We start from the raw sequence: 24,744 nt of genomic DNA, 5'->3' as shown, positions 1-24,744 counted from the left end.
CGGCACCGGTCGCTCGTCGAGCGCCGGAGGGGAAAGGTCATCGGGTGACGATCTTGGGCGTCAGGGAAACGGTAAAGACGGGCGCATCCGGCAAGGCAGGTTCGGACTGGCGCAAGCGCATGCGCCATCCGGTCGTCTTCTACCTGGTTTGGCTGATCCTGCTCGCCGTCGTTCCGGCCTTCATCTTCGCCGCCGTCGTGCTGAACCGTGCCAACGAGGCGCAGGAGCGCGTGCGGGAATCGCTCCTGCGGACCTCGACCGGCGCGGTCGGCCGGGTGATGGAGCGCGAAGTCACCACCATGCTGTCGACGCTCTCCTTCTTCACCGCTTCCGAGCAATTGGCGCGTGGCGACATGCGGGGACTTCAGGAGCAGGCGGAGAAGGCGCTGGCGGGGACCAACTCCTATCTGCTGGTGATCGACCGGAACTATCACCAGAGGCTGAACACCCGCGTGCCGTACGGAACGCCGCTTGGCGAGATGTCGGACCGGACGACTGCCGACAAGGCCTTCGCCAGCGGCGAGCCAGCCGTCTCCAACCTGTTCTTCGGGCAGACCGCGCAGAAATGGGTGTTCAACGTCCACATGCCGGAGACGCTTTCGACCGGCGAACAGGTGCTCCTGACCCTGACCAAGAACGCGGAGAATTTTACCAGCGTCGTCAACCGGGACATCCTGTCTCCGGGCTGGAACGCGGCGGTGGTGGACGACGCCGGCGTCGTCATCGTCTCCACCGATGGCCCCGATGCCGTCGGCAAGCCGTTTTTCCTGCCGCTCGTCCCGGCACTCAGGATCGGGCTCGCCAGCATCCGCCACGACAATACCGACTACCAGGTCGTGACCGATTTCTCGGCGCTGACCGGATGGCGCATCGTCGCCTGGGCGAAGGCGTCCGACGTGCAACGACCGGCGACCGCCTCCTTCCTCTGGCTGGCCGCAGGCGGCGCCGTCTTCGCCGGCCTGGCCGCGGGCGCGGCCATCCTGATCGCCAGGGCGCTCTCGCGCGACGTCAAGCTTCTGGCCAGCGATGCCACGCGGCTCGGCATGGGCGAAGCCGTGCCGCCGCGCCGCCATGTCATCTCCGAGCTCGACACGGTCTCCAGGGCGCTGTCGGAAGCCGCCGATGCCCGCGCCCGGGCGGAAAACGAGGTCCGCTTCCTGATGCGCGAGGTGGCGCACCGTTCGAAGAACCAGCTGACCGTGATCCAGGCCATGCTGAACCAGTCGGCCGGCACCGCCGAATCCGCGACCGTCTTCGCCGATGCCTTCCGCAAGCGTGTCGCCGGCCTCGCCCGCTCGACCGACCTGATGATCGCCCACGCGGCGCAAGGGGTGGAACTGGCCGAACTGGCGCGCAACCAGCTGAAGCCGTTTGCCCCCGACGACGCCGCGCGCGTGCACATCGACGGTCCCTCGATCCGCCTCGACAGCCAGACGGCCCAGACGTTCGGCATGGCGCTGCACGAGCTTGCCACCAATGCCTCGAAATACGGTGCCTTCGCCAACGACCGCGGGAGGGTGGATCTCACCTGGTCGATCGACGACGACCGGCTGGCGCTCGTCTGGCGCGAACGCGGCGCGGATATCGAGAAGCCTGCGGATGGCCCCCAGCGCAAGGGCTTCGGCAGCATCGTGCTGGAGCGCATGCTCGGCATGGCGCTGCAGGCCGAACTGGAACGGCAGATGCATGCCGACGGCATCGAATGGCGGGTCCGGATCCCGCTGTCGCAACTGCGGACCGATCTTTCCGATCAGGACGATCCGGGTGGCGAAGGTTGAGGCATCGCAAGGGGGCGAGAGGCCCGGGAATGCACAATTCGACGGCCCTTCCCTTTCTCCATTGAATGGTTTATAGGCAGCGCCAGCATGCGGACCCGGTTCCGCCTGCCTTCATGGCCATCGCTGGACGACATCCCGGCGGTTGGCGACCCAAGTCCTCCATTTCAGAAAGGATCACCGATGTCGATCACTGCCGAGCGCAAGGCTGCGCTGATCAAGGAATATGCGACCGTCGAAGGCGATACGGGTTCTCCGGAAGTCCAGGTTGCCATCCTCACCGAGCGCATCAACAACCTGACCGGCCATTTCAAGGACCACAAGAAGGACAACCACTCGCGTCGTGGCCTTCTGACGATGGTTTCCAGCCGCCGCTCGCTTCTTGACTATCTCAAGAAGAAGGACGAAGCCCGCTACAGCAAGCTGATTGCTGCCCTGGGCATCCGCCGCTAATCATTTCTGACGGGCGTTCCTCGCGGGACGCCCGTCAGTGCTATCTGCGGGACTGTTTCCGCAGACGTTCCGATCATCGGAACTCGACACTCCAGCAGGCCGGGTGGGCCGGTCCTGCGGAACAACCGATGACCTGTCATGGGGCAGGATTGCAGGATGCTTCAGGCGCTCGCCTGTATCCGGCGTGGCAGGAAGCGCCATGGCCGGGTGGCGTGGCCAGGAAGTCGAAGCCTCCCGTTGTCTTGCCCATGATGCGTCATGAATGCGGATAGAGCCACCTGCGCCGACAAGGCGGCGGTGAGCGTCTCCGCAAACGCTAAGGACAAGACATGTTCGATACCCATACGGTTGAAATCGAATGGGCGGGCCGTCCGCTCAAGCTGGAAACCGGCAAGATCGCCCGCCAGGCTGACGGCGCCGTTCTCGCCACTTACGGCGAGACCGTGGTTCTCGCCACCGTCGTCTCCGCCAAGGCGCCGAAGCCGGGCCAGGACTTCTTCCCGCTCACCGTCAACTACCAGGAAAAGACCTATGCCGCCGGCAAGATCCCGGGCGGCTACTTCAAGCGCGAAGGCCGTCCGTCGGAAAAGGAAACGCTCGTTTCCCGCCTGATCGACCGCCCGATCCGCCCGCTGTTTCCTGAAGGCTACAAGAACGACACCCAGGTCGTCGTCACCGTCGTCCAGCACGACCTCGAGAACGACCCCGACGTCCTGTCGATGGTTGCAGCCTCCGCCGCCCTGACGATCTCCGGCGTTCCCTTCATGGGCCCGGTCGGCGGCGCACGCGTCGGCTACATCAACGGCGAATACGTCCTGAACCCGCATCTCGACGAGATGGACGAATCGGTTCTCGACCTCGTCGTCGCCGGCACCCAGGATGCCGTCCTGATGGTGGAATCCGAAGCCAAGGAACTGAACGAAGACGTCATGCTCGGCGCCGTCATGTTCGGCCACAAGGGCTTCCAGCCGGTCATCGACGCGATCATCAAGCTCGCCGAAGTGGCTGCCAAGGAGCCGCGCGACTTCCAGCCGGAAGACCATTCCGAGCTTGAGGCCGAGATGCTCAAGCTGTTCGAAGCCGAACTGCGCGACGCCTACAAGATCACCCAGAAGGCCGACCGCTACGCTGCCGTCGACGCCGTCAAGGCCAAGGTCAAGGCGCACTTCTTCCCCGAGGGCGTCGAGCCGAAGTTCTCCGCCGAAGTCATCGGCGCCGTCTTCAAGCACCTGCAGGCCAAGATCGTCCGCTGGAACATCCTCGACACCAAGAGCCGCATCGACGGCCGCGATCTCGAGACCGTCCGTGCGATCGTCTCCGAAGTCGGCATCCTGCCGCGCACCCACGGTTCGGCACTCTTCACCCGCGGCGAGACCCAGGCGATCGTCGTCGCCACGCTCGGCACCGGCGAGGACGAGCAGTATGTCGACAGCCTGACCGGCATGTACAAGGAGCGCTTCCTGCTCCATTACAACTTCCCGCCCTACTCGGTCGGTGAAACGGGCCGCATGGGCTCCCCGGGCCGCCGCGAAATCGGCCATGGCAAGCTCGCCTGGCGCGCTATCCGCCCGATGCTGCCGACCGCCGAGCAGTTCCCCTACACGCTGCGCGTCGTCTCCGAGATCACCGAGTCCAATGGCTCGTCCTCGATGGCCACCGTCTGCGGCACCTCGCTCGCCCTGATGGACGCCGGCGTCCCCCTGGCAAAGCCGGTTGCCGGTATCGCCATGGGCCTGATCCTTGAGGGCGACCGCTATGCGGTTCTCTCCGATATCCTCGGTGACGAGGACCACCTCGGCGACATGGACTTCAAGGTCGCCGGCACCGCCGACGGCATCACGTCGCTGCAGATGGACATCAAGATCGCCGGCATCACCGAGGAGATCATGAAGGTCGCGCTCAGCCAGGCGCAGGGCGGCCGCAAGCACATCCTCGGCGAAATGGCCAACGCCATTACCGAAGGCCGCGCCGAACTCGGCGAGTTCGCTCCCCGCATCGAAGTGATGAACATCCCGGTCGACAAGATCCGTGAAGTCATCGGCTCCGGCGGCAAGGTCATCCGCGAGATCGTCGAGAAGACCGGCGCCAAGGTCAACATCGAAGACGACGGCACCATCAAGATCGCCTCGTCCTCGGCCAAGGAGATCGAAGCGGCCCGCAAGTGGATCCACTCGATCGTCGCAGAACCGGAAGTCGGCCAGATCTACGAGGGCACGGTCGTCAAGACCGCCGATTTCGGCGCCTTCGTCAACTTCTTCGGCCCGCGTGACGGCCTCGTGCACATCTCGCAGCTCGCCTCCGAACGTGTCGCCAAGACCTCCGACGTGGTCAAGGAAGGCGACAAGGTCTGGGTCAAGCTGATGGGCTTCGACGAGCGCGGCAAGGTCCGCCTCTCCATGAAGGTCGTCGACCAGGCGACCGGCAAGGAAATCGCGGCCGAGAAGAAGAGCGACGGCGGCGAAGCTGCCGAGTAAGTTCTGACTTACCTATTTAGGGGCGCGGAGCAGCACGTTCCGCGCCCCTTTTCGTATCGAGACCTGTTTGCCATCGACGCGGTGAAGCCGCGCACGCCCGAAAGATCCCGCAATGAGCCGCGACGCGCTTAAGACCCTCTACCATCCCTTCGCCGCCGGTCTGCTGGACCTGCCGGGCGAGGGGCAGCGCTTTCTCTTCCTGGGCGCCGAAGCAGGCCAGCGCCTGCCCGAGGGGTTTGCGGCCGGGATCGATGCCGTGCAGCCGCTTCGTCCGCTCTACCGCGCACTCGAGGCGGCGCGCGCAAGCGTGACGCCCACGATCGAGGGCGAGGGCTATGACGGTGCGCTCGTGCTCTGCGGCAAGCACAAGGGCGAAAACGAAAACCGCATCGCCGAGGCGCTGCGGCGCGTGCAGGCCGGCGGGACGATCGTGATCGCCGGCGGCAAGGAGGACGGCATCCAGTCGCTGCGCAAGCGCATCGACCGCTTCGGCTTCGGCGGCGACCACGCGCCGAAATATCATGGCGTCGCCTTTTGGTTCGCGCGCCCGGCGGATGCGGCCGAGGCGGTCACGGCACTGTCGTCCCATGCCGTCCGGGTCGCCGGCCGCTTCACTGCCGCGCCGGGCATGTTCTCGCACGATCGCATCGACGAGGGCTCGGAATTGCTCGCATCCCGTATCCCGGAGGATTTCCGCGGCCACGCCGCCGATTTCGGCGCCGGCTGGGGCTATCTCTCCGTGCTCCTTGGCGAGCGGGCGCCCGGCCTGAAGGGCGTCGACCTCTTCGAGGCCGACTACAACGCGCTGGAAGCCGCGAAGGAGAACATGGCCGAGAACTGCCCGGACGTGCCAGCCCGCTTCTACTGGCAGGACCTGACCGCCGAACAGCCGCGCGACCACTACGACCTGATCGTCATGAACCCGCCGTTCCACGAAGGCCACGCGGCCGACCACGGGCTGGGTGCTGCGATGATCCGCATGGCGGCGAAGTCGCTCAAGGCCGGCGGCCGCCTCCTGCTCGTCGCCAATCGCGGCCTGCCCTACGAACCGGTGCTCAAGGAAGCCTTCAAGGAGAGCGGCGAAGCCTGCCGCAATGCACGCTTCAAGGTGCTCTGGGGCCGCCGCTGAGCCTTCGTCGCGGTGCTTTCTTTCCGCGTTCGCCGCGGGACGTTCATCGGCCGCCGATCACCGCGATGTCATCGTCTCGGACGCTGCCGATCCTTTTCTTGACGGGCGCGACGTGATTGCCTTTCCGGCAGCGATTCGGCATTCCGCCGGACCGGTGACACCGACGGGGCATCCTTGAGCTACTACGCATCGAAGTTCTTCTGGCTGGCGGCGCAGCCGCTTTCCCTGGCCTTTTTCGCCATCGTCGTCGCGATCCTGTTCGGCTGGTTCGGACGCAGGCGCCTGCAGGCGGCCTTCATGCTGCTGTCCGCCGCGATCCTCTTCGTCACGCTCTATACCAGCGCCGGCACCGTCATGCTGCAGGCGCTGGAAGACCGCTTCGCGCGCTCGACCCTGCCCGTTGGCGGCCCGCGCTGCATCATCGTGCTCGGCGGCAGCTTCGAGGCCGAGGTGATCGCCGCCCGCGGCGGCGTTGAGATGAACCAGGCCGGCGATCGCTTCGTCGAGACGCTGCGCCTGCTGCAGGCCTATCCCGAGGCCCGGGTGCTGGTTTCCGGCGGTGACGGTTCCTTCAGCGGCCGCTATGCCGGCGACGCCACGGTATCGGCGGCCTTCTTCGCTGCCTATGGCATCTCGCCGGTCCGGCTGATCCAGGAGGAGACCTCGCGCACCACCTTCGAAAACGTCGAGAACACCAGGGACCTGCTCGTGCAGAACGGTCTCGACGATTGCCTGCTCGTCACCTCCGCCTTTCACATGCCGCGCGCCATGGGGCTCTTTCGCAAGGCGGGTCTCGACGTCGTCCCCTGGCCGACCGACTACCGCACGAGCGGCATGGCCTCGCTGCAACTGGACTTCACCCAGCCGTCGTCGAATGCGCAATTGACCACCACCGCCCTCCGCGAATGGATCGGGCTTACGGCCTACTATCTCGCCGGCCGCACGGAGACGATCCTGCCGGAATGAACCGGTGTCACCTCTTGGAGATGGTGTCGAAGCGCAGGCCCCGGACCCGGGTGGTGATGATGCAATATTCGCCGTCGTCGCGCTTGCAGGTGACCGCATTCGCCCGCATCTCGAAGACGAGGTTGCCGTAGCGTTTCTTCAGTTCGTAGCCGTAGAGATCGGCGCTGCCGATCAGCACGAACCCGCCCTCGGCGACGCCGACATAGAAATTGTGCGGGCAGCCGACCTCGCCGCAGAGCTTGCCGTCGACCCCGTCGCAATTGACCGCGCCCAGGTTGGTGATGACGTCGTCGAGCCCGTCATTGTTGAAGTCGATGACGCGGGCGAAGTCGCCGCCGTAGGTTGCCGCCTTGCATTGCCGGGCCACCGCCGCCTTCTCGTGGGCGACCGCGTCATCGAGAATCGGCGCCGCATCGGAAACTGCGGGGAAAAGCAGGGCGACGGCCAACAGGAGTTTGCGAAGCACCGGACGGGAAAACATCATTCAGGGCCTTTCCTTGGTATCCGGATCGGTCAAGATAGCGTGAGGCGTCGACCCGGCGCCCCCGGGCAACACAGGGCGCATCTTTGCCCGACCAAGCTGTCGCGAGGCTTGGCTGCTGACCGTGAAGGAGGGATGCGTGACGATCCTGGAATTGCTCGACTATGCGGGCGTTGCCGTCTTCGCCGCGACCGGGGCGCTGGCGGCCTCGCGCAAGCAGCTCGACATCATCGGCTTTCTCTTCCTGGCGGCGGCGACGGGGGTCGGCGGCGGCACCTTCCGCGATCTCGTGCTCGGTGCTGCGCCGGTGTTCTGGGTGACGAACCCGACCTATCTCCTGGTCTGCGTCGGCGTCGGGCTACTGTTCTATTTCACCGCGCACCTGTTCGAGTCGCGCTATCGCATGCTGCTCTGGCTCGATGCGGTCGGTCTCTCGGCCTACAGCGTCATGGGGGCTGCCAAGGGGCTGGCGGCCACCGGTTCCCCGACGGTGGCGATCACCACCGGCGTCATGACCGCGAGCGTCGGCGGCATCCTGCGCGACCTGCTCGCCGGCGAGCCCTCCGTGCTGCTGCGCCCGGAGATCTACGTCACGGCCGCGCTCTGCGGGGCCGCGGCCTTCACCGCGCTGATCTCCGCCGGCGTGCCTCTCTCGGTGGCATCGGTGGTCGGTGCGCTGACGGCCTTCGCCGTGCGCGGCGGCGCCCTGCGCTTCGCCTGGCGCATTCCGGTCTACAGGCATCAGCCCGGGCGCCATCCCGACGATGTCATGTAGAAGGGGTCACGTGTGGGGAATGGTCGGTCCGCCGTCAGCGGTCTTTCTTGGCCCGCAGCCGGATGATGACGTCGACATGGGCGATTTCCATGCCTTCCGGCGGTTCCGGCAGGTTGCCAATGGCGATGCTGCTGACCGGAATGTCCAGCACCTCGTTTTCGCCCTCGACGAAGAAGTGGTGATGGTCGGAAATGTTGGTGTCGAAATAGGTCCGCGAGCCCTCGACGGCGAGGACGCGGACGAGCCCGGCTTCCGTGAACTGGTGCAGGGTGTTGTAGACCGTCGCCAGCGAAACCGGCACGCCGGCATCGACAGCCTCCTCGTGCAGTTCTTCCACCGTCAGGTGCCGGTCACCCTTGGCAAAGAGCAGGTCGGCGAGCGCGATGCGCTGCCGTGTCGGCCGAAGCCCACAGTCCCGCAACCGGGTCTCTATGCTCAATTCTTTGACATGCACCATGGGTGACGAATCCGTTCGCCTGATCTTGCAGAACAATCTTGACGTTTCGATATAACTTTTACGGCGCACGGATTCAATAGTTTTGCAAGGGGCGACAATGTTGCGGGATGCGGAAAACCAATGCTTTGGCCCAGGCTCGGGCACTTTGCACTAGCTGTCGGGCCGGTCATCATGTATGCGGAACGCAAAATCCACTCCGGCAGTCCCCTCGAGGAGGCGCCGGGCACAGCCGGCGCGGCGAGTGGCCAATGCTTCATTTTGGCCTCATCCTGCTCTAAAGCTAGAACGAAGAACCAAGGACCGGGAAGAAACAGCCCATGACGACCAGGCAATCGAGCTTCACCTACGAAGAGATCCTCACCTGTGCACACGGCGAACTGTTCGGCCCCGGAAACGCCCAGCTTCCGCTGCCGCCGATGCTCATGGTCCACCGCATCACCGAGATCTCGGAGACGGGCGGCGCGCACGACAAGGGCTACATTCGCGCGGAATACGACGTGAAGCCGGACGACTGGTATTTTCCCTGCCATTTCGAGGGCAACCCCATCATGCCGGGCTGCCTCGGGCTGGACGGCATGTGGCAGTTGACCGGTTTCTTCCTCGGCTGGCTCGGCGAGGAAGGGCGCGGCATGGCGCTCTCCACCGGCGAGGTGAAGTTCAAGGGCATGGTTCGCCCGCACGCCAAGCTTCTGCAATACGGCATCGATTTCAAGCGCGTCATGCGCGGCAGGCTCGTGCTCGGGACCGCCGATGGCTGGCTCAAGGCCGATGGCGAGACCATCTACCAGGCAACCGACCTGCGCGTCGGCCTGTCGAAGGAAAAGACCGCCTGACACCCTCGCAAGGCTGTCGGTTGGGCTCAAGGATCACAGAGGTAAGCAGATGAGACGGGTAGTTGTCACAGGTCTTGGTATCGTTTCTTCCATCGGCAACAATGCGGAGGAGGTGACGTCGTCGCTGCGCGACGCCCGTTCCGGCATCAGCTTTTCCAAGGATTTTGCCGAGCACGGCTTCAAGTGCCAGGTCTGGGGCGCGCCGAACATCGACACGACCGACCTGGTGGATCGCCGCGCCATGCGCTTCCTGTCGCAGGGCGGCGCCTGGAACCACGTCGCCATGAAGCAGGCGATCGCCGATTCCGGGCTGGAGGAAAAGGACTACGGCGCCAACGAGCGCGTCGGCATCATCATGGGCTCGGGCGGCCCGTCCACGCGCACGATCGTCGAGGCGTCCGACATCACGCTGAAGAACGGCAGCCCCAAGCGCATCGGCCCCTTCGCCGTGCCGAAGGCGATGTCGTCCACGGCTTCGGCGACGCTTGCCACCTGGTTCAAGATCCATGGCGTCAACTATTCGATCTCCTCGGCCTGCTCGACGTCCGCCCATTGCATCGGCAATGCGGCCGAGATGATCCAGTGGGGCAAGCAGGACGTGATGTTCGCCGGCGGCCACGAGGATCTCGACTGGTCGATGTCGAACCTCTTCGACGCCATGGGCGCCATGTCGTCGAAGTTCAACGATACGCCCGACACCGCCTCGCGCGCCTATGACCTCAACCGCGACGGCTTCGTCATCGCCGGCGGCGCCGGCGTGCTGGTGCTGGAAGAACTCGAACACGCCAAGGCGCGCGGCGCCAAGATCTATGCCGAGATCACAGGCTACGGCGCGACCTCGGACGGCTATGACATGGTCGCCCCCTCCGGCGAAGGCGCCGTGCGCTGCATGCGCCAGGCGCTTGCCACCGTGAAGGGCGACGTCGACTACATCAACACCCACGGCACCTCGACGCCGGTCGGCGACAGCAAGGAGATCGGCGCGATCCGCGAAGTCTTCGGCGATCGTATCCCGCACATCCAGTCGACCAAGTCGCTGACGGGCCATTCGCTGGGTGCCGCCGGCGTGCAGGAATCGATCTACAGCCTCCTGATGATGCAGGCCGGCTTCATCGGCGAGAGCGCGCATATCGCCGAACTCGATCCGGAATTCGACGGCATGCCGATCGTGCGCAAGCGCATCGACGACGCGAAGATCGACATCGCGCTCTCCAACTCTTTCGGCTTCGGCGGGACGAACGCGACACTCGTCTTCCAGCGCTACAACGGATAACGGACAATGACGGGGATCATGAAGGGAAAACGCGGCCTGATCATGGGGGTCGCGAACAATCATTCCATCGCCTGGGGGATTGCGAAGGCGCTGGCCGGACAGGGGGCCGAACTCTGCTTCACCTATCAGGGCGAGGCGCTGGGCAAGCGCGTCAAGCCGCTCGCGGCCGAACTCGGTTCTGAATACCTGCTCCAGTGTGACGTCGAGGACGTCGTCTCGGTGGATGCGGTCGTCGCCGATATCAAGGAGCGCTGGGGCCGGCTCGACTTCATCGTCCATGCCATCGGTTTTTCCGACAAGAATGAGCTGAAGGGCCTCTACGCCGATACCTCGCGCGACAATTTCACCCGCACCATGGTCATTTCCTGCTTCTCCTTCACCGAGATCGCGAGACGCGCGGCCGATCTGATGGGCGAGGGCGGCACGATGCTGACGCTGACCTATGGCGGCTCGGTCCGGGTGATGCCGAACTACAATGTCATGGGCGTCGCCAAGGCGGCGCTGGAGGCGTCGGTGCGCTATCTGGCTGCCGACTACGGCCCGCGCGGCATCCGCGTCAATGCGATTTCCGCCGGACCGATCCGCACGCTGGCCGGTGCCGGCATTGCTGATGCCCGCGCCATGCTGTCCTGGCAGCAGAAGAATTCGCCGCTGCGCCGCACCGTCACCATCGACGACGTCGGCAATTCGGCCATGTACCTCCTGTCGGACCTGTCGAGCGGCGTGACCGGTGAGATCCACTACGTCGATTCCGGCTATAACATCACCTCGATGCCGGCTCTGGAGACGCTCTCCCGCGCCGACAGCGAATAGCGGGCAGCCTGCGGCTTTCTCGTAGGAGCGGCGGCGTCAGCGCAACAGCAGCACGACGACCAGCACCAGCATCGCAAGCGCAATGCCGTGCAGCACGCGGCGCACGCGCGGGTGCATGTCGACGGCGGCGGTCGGATCGATCTTGCGCCGGATGAAGGCGATCGGTGTCTCGGAGGGCGGGGTATGCCCCTCGCTCTCCTTCACCTCCCTGGCGATGACGTCCGCCACATCTTCGGTGATGGGCGGCCTTGAAGGTCCGAAAACCATCGCACGCTCTCCTGGTTGGGATGCGGGCGGATGGTGGACCTGAAACGGTCCATTTGCAATCACAATTGCAACCATGGGACGGTGTGACGCGCCCCTGCAAGCCCGGCCCTGCAAGGCGGTCGCGCAAGTCCGTCTCGCGCAATCGTCCTCTCAGTAGGTCAGGCCGCCACGGCGCCCGGGCCGACCCGCTTGTAGAACAGCGTCGTGCTGCAGAAGCTGCCGTCGGGGTAGAGGGCGTAGTCGGGGATGACGCCGACCCAATGCCAGCCGAGCCTGCGATAGACGCTCTCCGCCGGGCTGCCGGTCGCCGTGTCGAGCACCAGCACCGTCTTGCCGCCTGCAGCGGCCGCGCCTTCGGCCGCAGCCATCAGCCGCCGGGCGAGGCCGCGGCCGCGCTCGCTTTCCTTCACCAGCAGCTTCTTGATGTCGGCGCGGTGGCCCTGGTTCGGCATCTGCCGCATGCCGACCTGCACGGTGCCGGCGATGCGCCCGTTGCGTTCGGCGCAGAAGAGTAGCGTCGAACCGTCCGCCACCGCCACGATTACGCCCTGCCAGAAGGCATATGCGTCGTCGCGGCCATAGGGCGCCATGAAGCCCACGGAGGCGCCGCCCATCACGCAGTCCACGAGCACCTCGGCAAGCTCGTCGATCCGCGCCGTTGCTTCCTCGTGTCCCAGAATCCTGATCCCGTCCATGTTTCCCTCTTCAGTTGCGGCCACAGTCGAGCACGACGGCATAGTGCGCCACGGCCGGGCCCGGATTGTGGAAGACGTGTCCTTCGGTGATGCTCATGTAGAGGCAGTCGCCCGGTTCCAGCCGGTGGTTGACGCCGGCGACCGTCATCTCGAGCGCGCCGGAAAAAAGCCAGACATGCTGGGTCATGCCCTCTTTCGCGGTCTCCGGCGGATAGGCGATGCGGGCGCCGGGCGGGAAGGTGACGTAGATCACGTCCACGCGCGACGCCGTTGCCGGCGGGGAAACGGCCCGGCGCTCGTATCCGGTCTCCGGATCGCGCCAGACCGGCTGGTCGGCATGGCGGGACAGCGGGCTCGCCTCTTCTCCCTCGGGGGCAAAGAAGGCCGATAGTGTCACGTCGAGTGCTGCGCAGAGCCGCGACAGCAACTGCGCCGTCGGGCTCGCCTCGCCGCGCTCGATGCGCGAGATCATCGCCCGGCTGACGCCGGAACGGCCCGCGAGTTCGTCGAGGGTCAGGTTTCTGCCGTTGCGGAGCGCCCGCAGGCGCTCGGCAATCGTCGCGTCGATGTGTGTTTCGCCATTTTCCATTATTGTAGATCTATTATTCTACAATAATGGAGTCAAGTCGATCCGTCGCCCCCCGGAAACGGAACAGGGAAGACGTCAGCCCTGAACCTGGGCGATCCAGTCGTTCAGGCTGTAGTAGTTCGTTACCCGGCTAATCTTACCATCCTTCAACGCAAAGAACGCGCCGGCCGGCAGGGTATAGGTCTGGCCCTTCGCTTCCGGCAGGCCCTCGTCGGTCGCAAGATATTCGCCGTTGACGACGAATTCCGCCGCCCCGCGGCTGCCGTCCTCGCTCGCCATGACGACGATCTCCGTCAGCCTTTCCCTGTAGCAGCGGTTCATGTGCTCCATGAACCGGGCAAAGGCCGCCTTGCCGGTCTGCCGCTCGCCCTGGTTGATGTCGTGGGCGACGTCCTCGTCGAGCAGGGCCAGGAAGGCATCCATGTCCTGGCGGTTGAAGGCGTCGTAATAGGCGCGGATGATCTCGGCGGCTTTCATGGATGTCTCCCTCGATGAAGCATGCTTGTGGAATGGAACCCTGCCGGTATAACCAAGCAATCGCCACCTGCAAATGCCATGGCTGGGGAATGGTCCCGGATAACCTGAAGTGACGATGCAATGACCCTTGAAATCCGATCGTTTTCGGGCGCCGATGCCGCACCCTATGTCGACGACCTCGCCCGGCTGCGGATCACCGTCTTCCGGGATTTCCCCTACCTCTATGACGGCGATCCTGCCTATGAGCGAAAATACCTGGCCACCTATGCAGGATCTGAAGGCTCGGTCTTCGTGCTGGCTCTCGACGGTGGCCGTGTCGTCGGGGCGGCGACCGGCATGCCGATGGCGGCCGAGACGGACGAGGTCAGGGCGCCCTTCCTCGCCGCCGGTCGCGATCCGGGCGACTACTTCTATTTCGGTGAAAGCGTGCTGCTTCCCGCCTATCGCGGCCGCGGTATCGGCGTGAAGTTCTTCGAGGGGCGCGAGGCGCAGGCCCGCAGGCTCGGGCTGGCTTTCTGCACGTTCTGCGCCGTGGAGCGGCCTGCCGACCATCCGCGCCGCCCGGCCGGATACGCCCCGCTCGATCGCTTCTGGCAAAACCGCGGCTACCGCCATCATCCCGAACTGCGCACCACCTTCACCTGGCGCGATCTCGACGAGACGGAGGAAAGCGAAAAGCCGCTGTCCTTCTGGATCCGCGACCTTGCGGCGGCAGGTTGATCCCGGCCCGCCTTCGCCGGAACGCAACGGCCTGAAAATAGGGAGAACGGCCGGTTAATTACCGCTTTGCGGCCGCAAGGCGCACTGCTATATGGCGCCCATGAGCACCAATTCGTCGACGCCCCTTGACCATATCCGCAACTTCTCGATCGTGGCCCATATCGACCACGGCAAGTCGACGCTGGCCGACCGGCTGATCCAGTCGACGGGTGGCCTCGCGGATCGCGAGATGTCCGAGCAGGTGCTCGACAACATGGAGATCGAGCGCGAGCGCGGCATCACCATCAAGGCCCAGACAGTGCGCCTGCACTACAAGGCCAAGGACGGCCAGACCTATGTGCTGAACCTGATCGACACGCCCGGCCACGTCGACTTCGCCTACGAAGTCTCGCGGTCGCTGTCCGCCTGCGAGGGCTCGCTGCTGGTCGTCGATGCCAGCCAGGGAGTGGAAGCCCAGACGCTCGCCAACGTCTACCAGGCGATCGACAACAACCACGAGCTCGTCACCGTCCTCAACAAGATCGACCTGCCGGCGGCCGAGCCCGACCGCATCAAGGACCAGATCGAGGAAGTGATCGGCATCGACGCCTCCGAGGCCGTGCTGATCTCCGCCAAGACCGGCCTCGGCATTCCCGATGTGCTGGAAGCGATCGTCGAGAAGCTGCCGGCCCCGAAAAGCCCGGGCGGCGAGAGCGCGCCGCTGAAGGCGCTCCTGGTCGACAGCTGGTACGACACCTATCTCGGCGTCATGGTGCTGGTGCGCATCATCGACGGCCGCCTCACCAAGGGCCAGACCATCCGCATGATGGGAACCGGCGCCAAGTATTCGGTCGAGCGCGTCGGCGTGCTCACCCCGAAGATGGTGGCGATGGATTCACTCGGCCCCGGCGAGATCGGCTTCATCACCGCCTCCATCAAGGAGGTGGCCGACACCCGCGTCGGCGACACGATCACCGAAGACAAGCGCCCGACCGCCGAAGCCCTGCCGGGCTTCAAGCCGGCCCAGCCGGTGGTCTTCTGTGGCCTGTTCCCGGTCGATGCCGCCGACTTCGAGGAACTGCGTTCGGCCATGGGCAAGCTGCGCCTGAACGACGCCTCGTTCTCCTTCGAAATGGAAAGCTCGGCCGCCCTCGGCTTCGGCTTCCGCTGCGGCTTCCTCGGCCTCCTGCATCTCGAAATCATCCAGGAGCGCCTGTCCCGCGAGTTCGATCTCGACCTGATCGCAACGGCGCCCTCGGTCGTCTACCAGCTGACGATGACCGACGGCACCGAGAAGGAACTGCACAACCCGGCCGACATGCCGGACGTGGTCAAGATCGCCGAGTTCCGCGAACCCTGGATCAAGGCGACGATCCTCACCCCCGACGAGTATCTCGGCGGCATCCTCAAGCTCTGCCAGGACCGCCGCGGCATCCAGACCGAGCTGACCTATGTCGGCAACCGCGCGATGCTGACTTATGAGCTGCCGCTCAACGAAGTGGTCTTCGATTTCTACGACCGGCTGAAGTCGATCTCCAAGGGCTACGCCTCGTTCGACTACAACCTCTTCGGCTACCGCGAGAGCGACCTCGTCAAGATGTCGATCCTCGTCAATGCCGAGCCGGTCGATGCGCTCTCCATGCTCGTCCACCGCTCCGCCGCCGAGAAACGCGGCCGCGTCATGTGCGAGAAGCTGAAGGACCTGATCCCGCAGCACATGTTCCAGATCCCGATCCAGGCAGCGATCGGCGGCCGCATCATCGCCCGCGAGACGGTCCGCGCGCTGCGCAAGGACGTGACCGCCAAGTGTTACGGCGGCGACGCCACCCGCAAGCGCAAGCTTCTGGAAAAGCAGAAGGAAGGCAAGAAGCGCATGCGCCAGTTCGGCAAGGTCGAGATCCCGCAGGAAGCCTTCATCGCGGCGCTGAAGATGGGAGATGAGTGAGGGGCCGCAAGGTCCTTCCCCGGTCGCGGGCCCGCTTGTCGGCGAGACTTCACTTTATCTGCCTGTAAAAGGCTTCCTCGAAAAGGCAGGCTACGCCGTCAAGGGCGAAGTTGGCGGCTGCGATCTTGTCGGTCTCAGTGATAACGATCCCCCCGTTGTGGTGATCTGCGAACTGAAATTGACCTTCAATCTGGAACTCATCCTGCAGGCCGTCGACCGGGCTGCCATTTCAGACGAGGTTTGGATCGCCGCCAGGATCTCGGCCAAGGGCAGAGGGCGGGAGGCCGACAAGCGCTACCGCGACCTCTGCCGCAGGCTCGGCATTGGCATGCTTGGCATTTCCGACGCCGGCGAAGTCAGCGTCATCGTCGGCTCCGTATCACCAATGCCGCGGACCAATCCGAAACGGCGTTCGAAGCTCATGCGCGAACACCGGAACCGGCGCGGCGATCCCGCACTTGGCGGCAGCACGCGCGCACCCGTAATGACGGCCTATCGCCAGCAGGCGCTCGGATGTGCGGCAGCTCTGGCTGCGGGACCATCGCGTGTTCGCGATGTGAGAACCGGCATACCAGAAGCAGGGAAGATCTTGCTTTCGAACGTGTATGGTTGGTTTGAGCGGCTCGACAGAGGCGTCTACGGCCTGACGGATGCCGGTCACGAAGCGCTACGGCGATGGCCGCAGCCAGAGATGGCCGATCCCGTTGAAAAAGATGTCTCTGCCAACGCCTCGGGGCGATAGGCGAACTTACGGAACTGCCGTGGTTCGTTGCAGGTTGTGCCAGATCACTCCGTTCCCTCCCGCATCTCCCGGTGCCGCATCTCGAATTCCTGCCGCAGCGCCCGGCGGCCCTCGGCGGCCTTTGCCCGGCGCTGCTTGGTCTCCGTGTCGAGCGAGAGTTGTGGCACCACGGTCGGCTTGCCGTCGACATCGACGGCGACCATGGTGAAATAGCAGGAATTGGTGTGGCGGCGCTCGCCGGTGCGGATGTTCTCGGCCTCGACCCGGATGCCGATCTCCATCGAGGTGCGCCCGGCATAGTTGACCGAGGCGCGGAAGGTGACGAGTTCGCCGACATGGATCGGCTGGCGGAACACCACCTGGTCGACCGAGAGCGTCACCGCATATTGCTGGGAGAAGCGCGAGGCGCAGGAATAGGCGACGCGGTCGAGCAGGTTCAGCAACGCGCCGCCGTGCACCTTGCCGGAAAAATTCGCCATGTCCGGCGTCATCAGAACCACCATTTCGAGCTGGCTGGGGTCATGGGCGCGATCCATGGGCGGTCCTTTCGACGTACGGACGGGCAGGAAGAGCCCATAAGCCTGTCGGCAGCGCTCCGCAAGGAAAAGAACCTGCGGAGCGGCGCCGCCAGCGAGCGACGGCGCACGTTGCCGGTGTCGTCGTGAGCCGCCGGTCGCTGTTGCCTGCGCCAGCCCGGCGCGATACGGTCCGCCGGCGGCGTTCGGCCGCTCGTGCCTTGTCTTGCCCTCCGCCCCGGAAGTCACCTCTCATGACGAAGATCGATCCCGCCGCCCTGAAGGCCGCCGTCCAGTCGCTGCCGGACCGCTTTCCCGGGCCGGGCGGTGTCGTCGGCGTCGTTGTCGACGGCGAGGTGATCGTGCGCCATGCCTGGGGCTTTGCCGATCTCGACCGGCGCCTGCCGATGACGGCGGAGACGCTGTTGCCGATTTGCTCGATCAGCAAGCAGTTCACCTGCGCAGCCCTCCTCGATGTCGCTGGCGATCCGGCGACGCTCGACGGCGCCCTTGCCCGCCACCTGCCGAACCTCGAAGGCAGGCTGCCGACGGTGGCGGAGCTCTGCGCCAACCAGTCGGGCCTGCGCGACTACTGGGCGTTGACGGTGCTGCACGGGGCGCTCGCCGACGGCGTCTTCGCCGGCAGCGATGCGGCCGGGCTGTTCTCGCGCATGCACCAGACCCATTTCGAACCCGGCAGCTGCTATTCCTATTCCAACGGCAATTTCCGCATCCTCGGCGACCTCGTCGAAGAGGCGGCCGGCAAATCCCTGGCGGAAGCCTATCGCGAGCGCCTGTTCGCCCCGGCCGGCATGGAGACGGCAATCCTCGCCGCCGATACCGCCGAGCCGTTGAACGGCGTCGTCGGCTACGAGGGCAATGCGAACCTCGGCCATTTCCCCGCCGTCAACCGCATCCACTGGTCCGGCGATGCCGGTATTGCCGCCTCGCTGGACGATATGCTCGCCTGGGAGACCTTTATCGACCGCAGTCGCGACGACCCGGATGGGCTCTACAACCGGATATCCGTGCCGCAGCCGTTTTCCGATGGCAGAGCATCCCGCTACGGCTTCGGCCTCGCCCGCGAGACGGTCGACGGGATCGCCGTGACCGGCCACGGCGGCGCCCTGCGCGGCTTCCGCGCCAGGCGCCTGCATGCCGCGGCCGAGCGTCTCTCCGTCGTGGTCATGTTCAACCATGAGGCCGACGCCCACGCCGCGGCGAACGTGGTGTTGCGCGCCGCTCTCGGCCGCCCGGAAGCGCCGGTCGAGAAGACGAGACCGGCGCCGGACTGGGCTGGCAGCTACCTGGAGCCGTCGACCGGCCTGCTGCTGCGCATCTCCACCGTGCATGACGGGCTGAGGGTGCGCTTTGCGACCTCGGCCGAAACCCTTTCGCACGGTGCGGACGGCATCGCCCGCTCGTCGACGATGACGATGACGCGCGAGGGCGATGCGGTGCGCATGGAGCGCCCCGGTGAGAACCTCGTTGCCGTCGCAACCCGCATCCGGCCCGGCCTGCGCGACGATATCGCCGGCCGCTACGTCTCGGCGGAACTGGATGCCGCCTTCGAGATCGTCTCCGCCGGCGGCGCCTGGTTCGGCGCCTTCGAGGGCTTTCTCGGCAAGGGCGCGATGCATCCGGTCCATCCGGTCGGCGAGGACGTCTGGCGGCTCTCCTGCCGGCGCTCGATGGATGCGCCCGCACCCGGCGACTGGACCATCCTCGTGCACCGCGACGATGCGGGCGCGGTGAGCGGGCTTACCCTCGGCTGCTGGCTGGCCCGCAAGATCGCGTATTCGAAAGCCGGCTAAGGAAATCGCTGAAGCAGGCGGTGTCTGCGCTCGTGGCGGGTGCGCGCCGTGGAACGCCGGGGCATGTGCCGCAAGGCCGATGATCCAGGCACAACGCGCCGTCCCATCCACGCCTCAGATGTTCCGTCGCCGCCCTTCCAGAAGGTCCAGCACGGAATTCGCCGCCTCGATGACGTTGGTACCGGGACCGAAGACCGCCGCTACACCATGGTCCTGCAGGAACTGGTAGTCCTGCCGCGGAATGACGCCGCCGCAGACGACGATCACCTCGCCGCCACCCCGCTTCAGGTCTTCGACGAGTTGCGGCAGCAGCGTCTTGTGGCCGGCGGCCAGCGAGGACACGCCGATCACGTTGACCGCCTCCGACAGCGCCATCGCGGCGGCTTCCTCCGGCGTCTGGAACAGCGGCCCGGCGAGCACGTCGAAGCCGATGTCGCCGAAGGCCGACGCGATCACCTTGGCGCCCCGGTCGTGCCCGTCCTGGCCGAGCTTGGCGACCATGATCTTCGGCGGGCGGCCGAGCCTTTCGGCAATGCCGGACATGCGCGACTTCAGGACGGCGAGCTCCGGTTCGTCGCGATAGGCGTCACCATAGACGTCCCTGATGACCTCGGGCGTGGCTTCGTGGTCGCCGAAGGCCTGGCGCATCGCATCCGAGATCTCGCCGACGGTCGCGCGCTCGCGCGCGGCCTCGACCGCTGCTGCCAGCAGGTTCCCCTGGCCCGTCCGGGCGACCGCGGCCAGCGCCTCGAGCGCGGCGCGAACCCGCGCGCCGTCGCGCCGCCGCTTCGTCTCCTCGATCCGCCGGATCTGGGCGGCCCGCACCGCGCTGTTGTCGATCTGCAGGATGTCGATTGGCTCCTCGTTCTCCAGTCGGTACCGGTTGACGCCGACGATCACCTCTTCGCCCTTGTCGACCGCCGCCTGCCGCCGCGCCGCCGCTTCCTCGATCATCCGCTTCGGCAGGCCCTCGGCAACCGCCTTCGTCATGCCGCCGAGCGCCTCGACCTCCTCGATCAGCGCCCAGGCTTTTTCGGCCAGCTCGTTCGTCAGGCTTTCCACGTAGTAGGAGCCCGCCAGCGGATCGACCACCTTCGTCACGCCCGTCTCGTGCTGCAGGATCAGCTGGGTGTTGCGGGCGATGCGGGCGGAAAATTCCGTCGGCAGAGCGATCGCCTCGTCGAAGGAGTTGGTATGCAGGGACTGGGTGCCGCCGAGTGCGGCCGACATCGCCTCGAAGGCGGTGCGGACGATGTTGTTGTAGGGGTCCTGCTCCTGGAGCGACACGCCGGAGGTCTGGCAGTGCGTGCGCAGCATCAGCGAGGAGGCCTTCTTCGGCTCGAACTCCTCCATGATTCGCGTCCACAAGAGCCTTGCCGCACGCAGCTTCGCCGCCTCCATGAAGAAGTTCATGCCGATGGCGAAGAAGAAGGAGAGGCGGCCGGCGAAATCGTCGACATTCAGCCCCTTGGCCAGGGCTGCCCGCACATATTCGCGCCCGTCAGCCAGCGTGAATGCCAGCTCCTGCACCAGCGTGGCCCCCGCCTCCTGCATGTGGTAGCCGGAAATGGAAATCGAGTTGAACTTCGGCATCTCCTTCGCCGTGTAGGCGATGATGTCGGCGACGATCCGCATCGACGGTTCCGGCGGGTAGATATAGGTGTTGCGGACCATGAACTCCTTGAGAATGTCGTTCTGGATGGTCCCGGAAAGCGCTGCGCGGGGCACGCCCTGTTCCTCGCCGGCGACGATGAAGCTCGCGAGAATCGGGATCACCGCGCCGTTCATTGTCATCGACACCGACATCTCGTCCAGCGGAATGCCGTCGAACAGGATCTTCATGTCCTCGACCGAATCGATCGCAACACCCGCCTTGCCGACGTCGCCGAGAACGCGCGGATGGTCGCTGTCATAGCCGCGGTGGGTGGCAAGGTCGAAGGCGACGGACAGGCCCTTCTGGCCCGCCGCAAGGTTCTTGCGGTAGAAGGCGTTGGATTCCTCCGCCGTCGAGAAGCCGGCATATTGCCGGATCGTCCAGGGCCGGCCGGCATACATGGTGGCGCGCGGTCCGCGCACGAAGGGCGCGAGGCCCGGCATGCTGTCGAGATGATCGATGCCCTCAAGGTCGTCGGCCGTATAGAGCGGCTTGACGGCGATGCCTTCCGGCGTCTGCCAGGTGATCGTCTCGGGCGAAGCCTTCAGTTCGCGCTCGGCCAGCGCCTTCCATTGCTCACGGCTGCGTTCATGCGCGTGTTCACGGCCGCGCGTCTCGCCGCTTCCGTTGCCTGGCCCTTGCGCCTTCGAGCTTTCGTCTGACACGGGTTTTCCTCCTGAATACGCGATCGCGTTCACGCGCGCCCGAAAGCGCCGTGGTGATCAATATGGACTGCGGACGGGGCGCTGAAAGCTGCCTCGTATAGGGGTATGAAAGTGACACCTCTCAGCGCCCCGTTCGGCGGTTTATATCCGCGGCCTCGGCTTCGTCCGTGATCGGCGGGGTTTGTGGGAACGGTTGCGTGCCCCTCGAGAAAGGGTGTCATGCACGCACTCAGGCTTACGATGCCCGGGCCATGACTGCCTTTGGGCTTCGTCTTCCACCTGCGCCGTGCGTCCGGGTTCAAAGCCCCTCGAACGCGCACGGTGCGGCCCCGCATCCTGTGCGCCGAACCGGAGCCGGCCGCGTCCGAAGATCGCGACGGGCGGTTGCGGTGCACCCTCCGGGATGGAAAGCAGGATGTCGGTCCGACAAGCATCCCGCTCCCTCCCCCAGTCGGAGTGAAACCTTCTTCCGCGGACCCGAGCATGGGGGCTTTGCGTCTTATCCCCGATGCGCGCGCCGGCTCCGCCTCGCCGGCACGCCTGCCGGTGTATCCGCGACGGAACGGCGTCAGTATAGGCCCGGGGTGGGGGCACGGGGACGAACCGGGGCGAAAATTTTTCGCTGCGTTTGATTCGGATGCTGGCGGTCGACCCCTCATCCCCCTGCCGGGACCTTCTCCCCGCAAGCGGGGAGAAGGAAACGTACCGCATGCCTGTTCGCGTTCACGGACGCCGGCCGACCGGTCCGCGTCCCCTCTCCCCGCCTGCGGGGAGAGGGTTAGGGTGAGGGGCCATTCATTGACGGACGACCTCTCGAGGCTGCGAAACAATCTTTCGCCATTCCCCAACCGCATCGTCCCCTCACTCGAACTCCATGATGATCTCGTCGACGGCGAGGCTGGCGCCGACCGAGACCGGCACGCGCTTGACCACCGCCTTCTTCTCGGCGCGCAGGATGTTCTCCATCTTCATCGCCTCGATCGTCGCCAGCGCCTGGCCGGCCTCCACCATGTCGCCCTCGGCAACGGCGATCGCCGTGACCAGCCCCGGCATCGGGCAGAGCAGCATCCGCGAGGTATCCGGCGGAAGCTTCACCGGCATCAGCTTCGCAAGCTCCGCCACCCGCGGTTCGCGCACCCGGGCGATCACGTCGATGCCGCCCCAGCGCAGCCGCAGCGCATAGCCGATCTTGTTGACCTTCACGCCCATCGGCGCCTCGTCGACGAAAAAGGTCGCATGCGTTTGGCCCGGCAGCCAGTCGCTGCGGATCGCCACCGTCGCACCGTCGTCGAAGGTGATGCGCGAGGCGTCGCCCTCCTGCGAAAGCGTGACGGCGACCGGCTCGCTGCCGAGCGCCACCACCCAGTCCGCACCGACCCGGCGGCGATGGTTGCCGATCGTGCCGGAGATCTTCGTCGCCCGGCGCTGCAGCCGGTCGTTGACGAGGGCTGCGACGGCGGCAAGCCTGCGGCATGATGCGGCGTCCGGCGCCACGCCGTGGAAGCCGTCCGGAAATTCCTCGGCGATGAAGGCCGTGGTCAGCCGGCCTTCGCGAAAACGGTCGTTCCGCATCACCGAAGACAGGAAGGGAAGGTTGTGGCCGATGCCCTCCACCTCGAAATCGTCCAGCGCCCGGCCCATGGCGTCCACGGCCGCCGCCCGGTCGGGTGCCCAGCTGCAGAGCTTGGCCACCATCGGGTCGTAATACATCGAGATCTCGCCGCCCTCGGTGACGCCGGTGTCGTTGCGCACGACGGTGCCGTCGGCATGCCGCCCCTCCGCCGGCGGACGGTAGCGCGTCAGCCGGCCGATCGAGGGCAGGAAGTTGCGGTAGGGGTCCTCGGCATAGAGCCGGCTTTCGATCGCCCAGCCCTCCAGCTTCACGTCCTCCTGCCCGAAGGACAGCGCCTCGCCCGAGGCGACCCTGATCATCTGCTCGACCAGGTCGATGCCGGTGATGAGCTCCGTGACGGGATGCTCCACCTGCAGCCGCGTGTTCATTTCGAGAAAGTAGAAGTTCCTGTTGCCGTCGACGATGAACTCGACGGTGCCGGCCGAATGGTAACCGACGGCCTTTGCCAGCGCCACCGCCTGTTCGCCCATGGCCCGGCGCGTGGCGTCGTCGAGGAAGGGCGAGGGCGCTTCCTCGATCACCTTCTGGTTCCGCCGCTGGATCGAGCATTCGCGCTCGCCCAGATAGAGCGTGTTGCCATGCTTGTCGCCGAGCACCTGGATTTCGATATGGCGCGGCTGGGTGACGAACTTCTCGATGAAGATGCGGTCGTCGCCGAAGGAGCTTTTCGCCTCGTTCTTCGACGACTGGAAGCCCTCGCGCGCCTCCTGGTCGTTCCAGGCGATGCGCATGCCCTTGCCGCCGCCGCCGGCAGAGGCCTTGATCATCACGGGGTAACCGATCTTCGAGGCGATCATGACAGCCTCGTCGGCGTCCTCGATCAGGCCCATATGGCCGGGGACGGTGGAGACGCCCGCTTCGGCGGCGAGCTTCTTCGAGGTGATCTTGTCGCCCATCGCCTGGATCGCGCCGACCGGCGGGCCGATGAAGGTCACGCCTTCCTTCTCCAGCGCCTCGGCGAAGGCGGCGTTCTCCGACAGAAAGCCGTAGCCGGGATGCACCGCATCCGCCCCCGTCTGCCGGATCGCCTCCAAGATCTTCTCGATGACGATGTAGGACTGGTTCGACGGTGCCGGCCCGATATGCACCGCCTCGTCGGCCATCTGCACATGCAGCGCATCTCGGTCCGCATCCGAATAGACGGCGACGGTCGCAATACCGAGTTTCTTCGCTGTCCTGATGACCCGGCAGGCGATCTCGCCCCTGTTGGCAATGAGGATTTTCTGGATCGCCAAGGCTAGACCTCCATCACGTCTTCAAACGATTCCGGGAAGGAAGCACGGGCCTCCTTCTCGTTGATGACCAGCAATGCCTCATAGGAGGTCGGGTCGAAATCCTTCTCCGCCGCCAGCACCTCGCGTCCGAACAGCAGGTTGAGCCGGGCGGCATCGAGATTGCCGCGCTCGAAAGGATCCGGTCCGAAATGATGCCAGAGCGCATGCAGGAAAGCCGCATCGATCCGGTGCTCGGCGGAGCCCGGTCGGGCGCGACGGGGCAGCGCCTTGATCGGCGTCACCCCTTTCGGGTTGGCGCGGCGGATGGTGAACTGGACACCCGTGCCCGGCATGCCGGACGGGAAGCCACGATGTTTTGTCATGTCGGGAAGATTGGCCATCGATC

At 65.6% G+C, this 24,744-nt stretch carries 23 protein-coding genes; 13 read left to right on the top strand and 10 right to left on the bottom strand.

Translation table 11 applies throughout. From position 1 onward, the window contains the following. Window positions 1–44: 44 nt before the first annotated feature. From LQK81_RS18270 to LQK81_RS18250, 5 genes are all read left to right on the top strand, one after another. A complete protein-coding gene (locus LQK81_RS18270; protein ID WP_230807810.1) occupies window positions 45–1,778 on the top strand; it encodes a sensor histidine kinase in 1,734 nt (577 codons plus the stop codon). Window positions 1,779–1,958: 180 nt separating this feature from the next. Continuing rightward, window positions 1,959–2,228: a 30S ribosomal protein S15 gene (gene rpsO, locus LQK81_RS18265; protein WP_230807809.1), complete on the top strand. Its 270-nt coding sequence runs from the start codon at window positions 1,959–1,961 to the stop codon at window positions 2,226–2,228. Window positions 2,229–2,557: 329 nt separating this feature from the next. Further along, window positions 2,558–4,702, top strand: a complete 2,145-nt coding sequence (pnp, locus tag LQK81_RS18260; RefSeq protein WP_230807808.1) for a polyribonucleotide nucleotidyltransferase — start codon at window positions 2,558–2,560, stop codon at window positions 4,700–4,702. 112 nt (window positions 4,703–4,814) lie between these two features. After that, on the top strand, window positions 4,815–5,831 hold the full coding sequence (locus LQK81_RS18255) for a class I SAM-dependent methyltransferase (RefSeq protein WP_230807807.1): 1,017 nt from the start codon (window positions 4,815–4,817) through the stop codon (window positions 5,829–5,831). Between the two features lie 174 nt (window positions 5,832–6,005). Next, window positions 6,006–6,797: a YdcF family protein gene (locus tag LQK81_RS18250; protein ID WP_230807806.1), complete on the top strand. Its 792-nt coding sequence runs from the start codon at window positions 6,006–6,008 to the stop codon at window positions 6,795–6,797. A gap of 7 nt (window positions 6,798–6,804) precedes the next feature. On the opposite strand, the gene LQK81_RS18245 is transcribed toward LQK81_RS18250, so the two are convergent. Then, on the bottom strand, window positions 6,805–7,281 hold the full coding sequence (locus LQK81_RS18245; RefSeq protein WP_230807805.1) for a hypothetical protein: 477 nt from the start codon (window positions 7,279–7,281) through the stop codon (window positions 6,805–6,807). Window positions 7,282–7,417: 136 nt separating this feature from the next. On the opposite strand from LQK81_RS18245, the gene LQK81_RS18240 reads away from it, so the two are divergent. Continuing rightward, window positions 7,418–8,053, top strand: a complete 636-nt coding sequence (locus LQK81_RS18240) for a trimeric intracellular cation channel family protein (protein ID WP_230807804.1) — start codon at window positions 7,418–7,420, stop codon at window positions 8,051–8,053. Window positions 8,054–8,087: 34 nt separating this feature from the next. Here the strand turns inward: LQK81_RS18240 and irrA are convergent, their stop codons facing one another. Next, window positions 8,088–8,510 (bottom strand): iron response transcriptional regulator IrrA, encoded by a 423-nt coding sequence (gene irrA / locus LQK81_RS18235; RefSeq protein WP_230807803.1) that lies wholly within the window; start codon window positions 8,508–8,510, stop codon window positions 8,088–8,090. A 317-nt stretch (window positions 8,511–8,827) separates the two neighbouring features. Here irrA and fabA point away from each other — a divergent pair, with 317 nt between their 5' ends. From fabA to fabI, 3 genes are read left to right on the top strand one after another with little or no spacing between them, the layout of a single operon-like run. Then, complete coding sequence (fabA, locus tag LQK81_RS18230; protein ID WP_230807802.1) at window positions 8,828–9,343, top strand: 3-hydroxyacyl-[acyl-carrier-protein] dehydratase FabA; 516 nt, start codon at window positions 8,828–8,830, stop codon at window positions 9,341–9,343. A gap of 49 nt (window positions 9,344–9,392) precedes the next feature. Next, window positions 9,393–10,616 (top strand): beta-ketoacyl-ACP synthase I, encoded by a 1,224-nt coding sequence (gene fabB, locus LQK81_RS18225; protein ID WP_230807801.1) that lies wholly within the window; start codon window positions 9,393–9,395, stop codon window positions 10,614–10,616. 6 nt (window positions 10,617–10,622) lie between these two features. Continuing rightward, window positions 10,623–11,429, top strand: coding sequence for an enoyl-ACP reductase FabI (gene fabI, locus LQK81_RS18220; protein WP_230807800.1), 807 nt, complete (start codon window positions 10,623–10,625; stop codon window positions 11,427–11,429). A 36-nt stretch (window positions 11,430–11,465) separates the two neighbouring features. Here fabI and LQK81_RS18215 read toward each other — a convergent pair whose 3' ends face one another. From LQK81_RS18215 to LQK81_RS18200, 4 genes are all read right to left on the bottom strand, one after another. Further along, window positions 11,466–11,696: a hypothetical protein gene (locus LQK81_RS18215; protein WP_230807799.1), complete on the bottom strand. Its 231-nt coding sequence runs from the start codon at window positions 11,694–11,696 to the stop codon at window positions 11,466–11,468. 158 nt (window positions 11,697–11,854) lie between these two features. Further along, window positions 11,855–12,391 (bottom strand): GNAT family N-acetyltransferase, encoded by a 537-nt coding sequence (locus LQK81_RS18210; protein ID WP_230807798.1) that lies wholly within the window; start codon window positions 12,389–12,391, stop codon window positions 11,855–11,857. A 10-nt stretch (window positions 12,392–12,401) separates the two neighbouring features. Next, complete coding sequence (locus LQK81_RS18205) at window positions 12,402–12,980, bottom strand: helix-turn-helix domain-containing protein (protein WP_230807797.1); 579 nt, start codon at window positions 12,978–12,980, stop codon at window positions 12,402–12,404. A 75-nt stretch (window positions 12,981–13,055) separates the two neighbouring features. Further along, window positions 13,056–13,457, bottom strand: coding sequence for a ketosteroid isomerase-related protein (locus LQK81_RS18200; protein WP_230807796.1), 402 nt, complete (start codon window positions 13,455–13,457; stop codon window positions 13,056–13,058). A gap of 120 nt (window positions 13,458–13,577) precedes the next feature. On the opposite strand from LQK81_RS18200, the gene LQK81_RS18195 reads away from it, so the two are divergent. The 3 genes from LQK81_RS18195 (at window position 13,578) to LQK81_RS18185 (ending at window position 16,843) form a co-directional block, all read left to right on the top strand. Beyond that, a complete protein-coding gene (locus LQK81_RS18195; protein WP_230807795.1) occupies window positions 13,578–14,177 on the top strand; it encodes a GNAT family N-acetyltransferase in 600 nt (199 codons plus the stop codon). Window positions 14,178–14,268: 91 nt separating this feature from the next. After that, on the top strand, window positions 14,269–16,101 hold the full coding sequence (lepA, locus tag LQK81_RS18190) for a translation elongation factor 4 (RefSeq protein ID WP_230807794.1): 1,833 nt from the start codon (window positions 14,269–14,271) through the stop codon (window positions 16,099–16,101). Beyond that, window positions 16,094–16,843: a DUF2161 domain-containing phosphodiesterase gene (locus LQK81_RS18185; RefSeq protein WP_230807793.1), complete on the top strand. Its 750-nt coding sequence runs from the start codon at window positions 16,094–16,096 to the stop codon at window positions 16,841–16,843. Before lepA ends, LQK81_RS18185 begins: the two co-directional genes overlap by 8 nt. Window positions 16,844–16,887: 44 nt before the next feature. Here the strand turns inward: LQK81_RS18185 and LQK81_RS18180 are convergent, their stop codons facing one another. Continuing rightward, entirely contained in the window at window positions 16,888–17,379 is a 492-nt protein-coding gene (locus LQK81_RS18180) for an acyl-CoA thioesterase (RefSeq protein ID WP_230807792.1), read from the bottom strand. Between the two features lie 233 nt (window positions 17,380–17,612). Between LQK81_RS18180 and LQK81_RS18175 the strand changes: the two genes are divergently transcribed. Beyond that, window positions 17,613–19,172 (top strand): D-aminopeptidase, encoded by a 1,560-nt coding sequence (locus LQK81_RS18175; RefSeq protein WP_230807791.1) that lies wholly within the window; start codon window positions 17,613–17,615, stop codon window positions 19,170–19,172. Between the two features lie 114 nt (window positions 19,173–19,286). On the opposite strand, the gene scpA is transcribed toward LQK81_RS18175, so the two are convergent. The 3 genes from scpA to LQK81_RS18160 all read right to left on the bottom strand — a co-directional run bounded on the left by scpA (window position 19,287) and on the right by LQK81_RS18160 (window position 24,739). Further along, entirely contained in the window at window positions 19,287–21,491 is a 2,205-nt protein-coding gene (gene scpA / locus LQK81_RS18170) for a methylmalonyl-CoA mutase (RefSeq protein ID WP_330166559.1), read from the bottom strand. An 861-nt stretch (window positions 21,492–22,352) separates the two neighbouring features. Then, on the bottom strand, window positions 22,353–24,359 hold the full coding sequence (locus tag LQK81_RS18165) for an acetyl-CoA carboxylase biotin carboxylase subunit (protein WP_230807790.1): 2,007 nt from the start codon (window positions 24,357–24,359) through the stop codon (window positions 22,353–22,355). Window positions 24,360–24,361: 2 nt separating this feature from the next. Next, the gene (locus LQK81_RS18160) at window positions 24,362–24,739 is read right to left on the bottom strand and encodes a hypothetical protein (protein ID WP_230807789.1); all 378 of its coding nucleotides are present in this window, start codon (window positions 24,737–24,739) and stop codon (window positions 24,362–24,364) included. Window positions 24,740–24,744: the final 5 nt, after the last annotated feature.

Origin of the sequence: Rhizobium sp. GN54, from assembly GCF_021026345.1 — a bacterium.
Classification (GTDB): Bacteria; Pseudomonadota; Alphaproteobacteria; order Rhizobiales; family Rhizobiaceae; genus Mycoplana.
Note: the sequence above shows the minus strand (reverse complement) of the source record. Positions and strands in the feature narration are given on the sequence as shown.

What these genes read in the sequence shown, in the direction of transcription:
- rpsO (WP_230807809.1), top strand. Translation starts at nt 1,959, where the DNA reads ATGTCGATCACTGCCGAGCGCAAGGCTGCGCTGATCAAGGAATATGCG.
- pnp (WP_230807808.1), top strand. Translation starts at nt 2,558, where the DNA reads ATGTTCGATACCCATACGGTTGAAATCGAATGGGCGGGCCGTCCGCTC.
- LQK81_RS18255 (WP_230807807.1), top strand. Translation starts at nt 4,815, where the DNA reads ATGAGCCGCGACGCGCTTAAGACCCTCTACCATCCCTTCGCCGCCGGT.
- LQK81_RS18245 (WP_230807805.1), bottom strand. Translation starts at nt 7,281, where the DNA reads ATGATGTTTTCCCGTCCGGTGCTTCGCAAACTCCTGTTGGCCGTCGCC.
- irrA (WP_230807803.1), bottom strand. Translation starts at nt 8,510, where the DNA reads ATGGTGCATGTCAAAGAATTGAGCATAGAGACCCGGTTGCGGGACTGT.
- fabA (WP_230807802.1), top strand. Translation starts at nt 8,828, where the DNA reads ATGACGACCAGGCAATCGAGCTTCACCTACGAAGAGATCCTCACCTGT.
- fabB (WP_230807801.1), top strand. Translation starts at nt 9,393, where the DNA reads ATGAGACGGGTAGTTGTCACAGGTCTTGGTATCGTTTCTTCCATCGGC.
- fabI (WP_230807800.1), top strand. Translation starts at nt 10,623, where the DNA reads ATGACGGGGATCATGAAGGGAAAACGCGGCCTGATCATGGGGGTCGCG.
- LQK81_RS18215 (WP_230807799.1), bottom strand. Translation starts at nt 11,696, where the DNA reads ATGGTTTTCGGACCTTCAAGGCCGCCCATCACCGAAGATGTGGCGGAC.
- LQK81_RS18210 (WP_230807798.1), bottom strand. Translation starts at nt 12,391, where the DNA reads ATGGACGGGATCAGGATTCTGGGACACGAGGAAGCAACGGCGCGGATC.
- LQK81_RS18205 (WP_230807797.1), bottom strand. Translation starts at nt 12,980, where the DNA reads ATGGAAAATGGCGAAACACACATCGACGCGACGATTGCCGAGCGCCTG.
- LQK81_RS18200 (WP_230807796.1), bottom strand. Translation starts at nt 13,457, where the DNA reads ATGAAAGCCGCCGAGATCATCCGCGCCTATTACGACGCCTTCAACCGC.
- LQK81_RS18195 (WP_230807795.1), top strand. Translation starts at nt 13,578, where the DNA reads ATGACCCTTGAAATCCGATCGTTTTCGGGCGCCGATGCCGCACCCTAT.
- lepA (WP_230807794.1), top strand. Translation starts at nt 14,269, where the DNA reads ATGGCGCCCATGAGCACCAATTCGTCGACGCCCCTTGACCATATCCGC.
- LQK81_RS18185 (WP_230807793.1), top strand. Translation starts at nt 16,094, where the DNA reads ATGAGTGAGGGGCCGCAAGGTCCTTCCCCGGTCGCGGGCCCGCTTGTC.
- LQK81_RS18180 (WP_230807792.1), bottom strand. Translation starts at nt 17,379, where the DNA reads ATGGATCGCGCCCATGACCCCAGCCAGCTCGAAATGGTGGTTCTGATG.
- LQK81_RS18175 (WP_230807791.1), top strand. Translation starts at nt 17,613, where the DNA reads ATGACGAAGATCGATCCCGCCGCCCTGAAGGCCGCCGTCCAGTCGCTG.
- LQK81_RS18160 (WP_230807789.1), bottom strand. Translation starts at nt 24,739, where the DNA reads ATGGCCAATCTTCCCGACATGACAAAACATCGTGGCTTCCCGTCCGGC.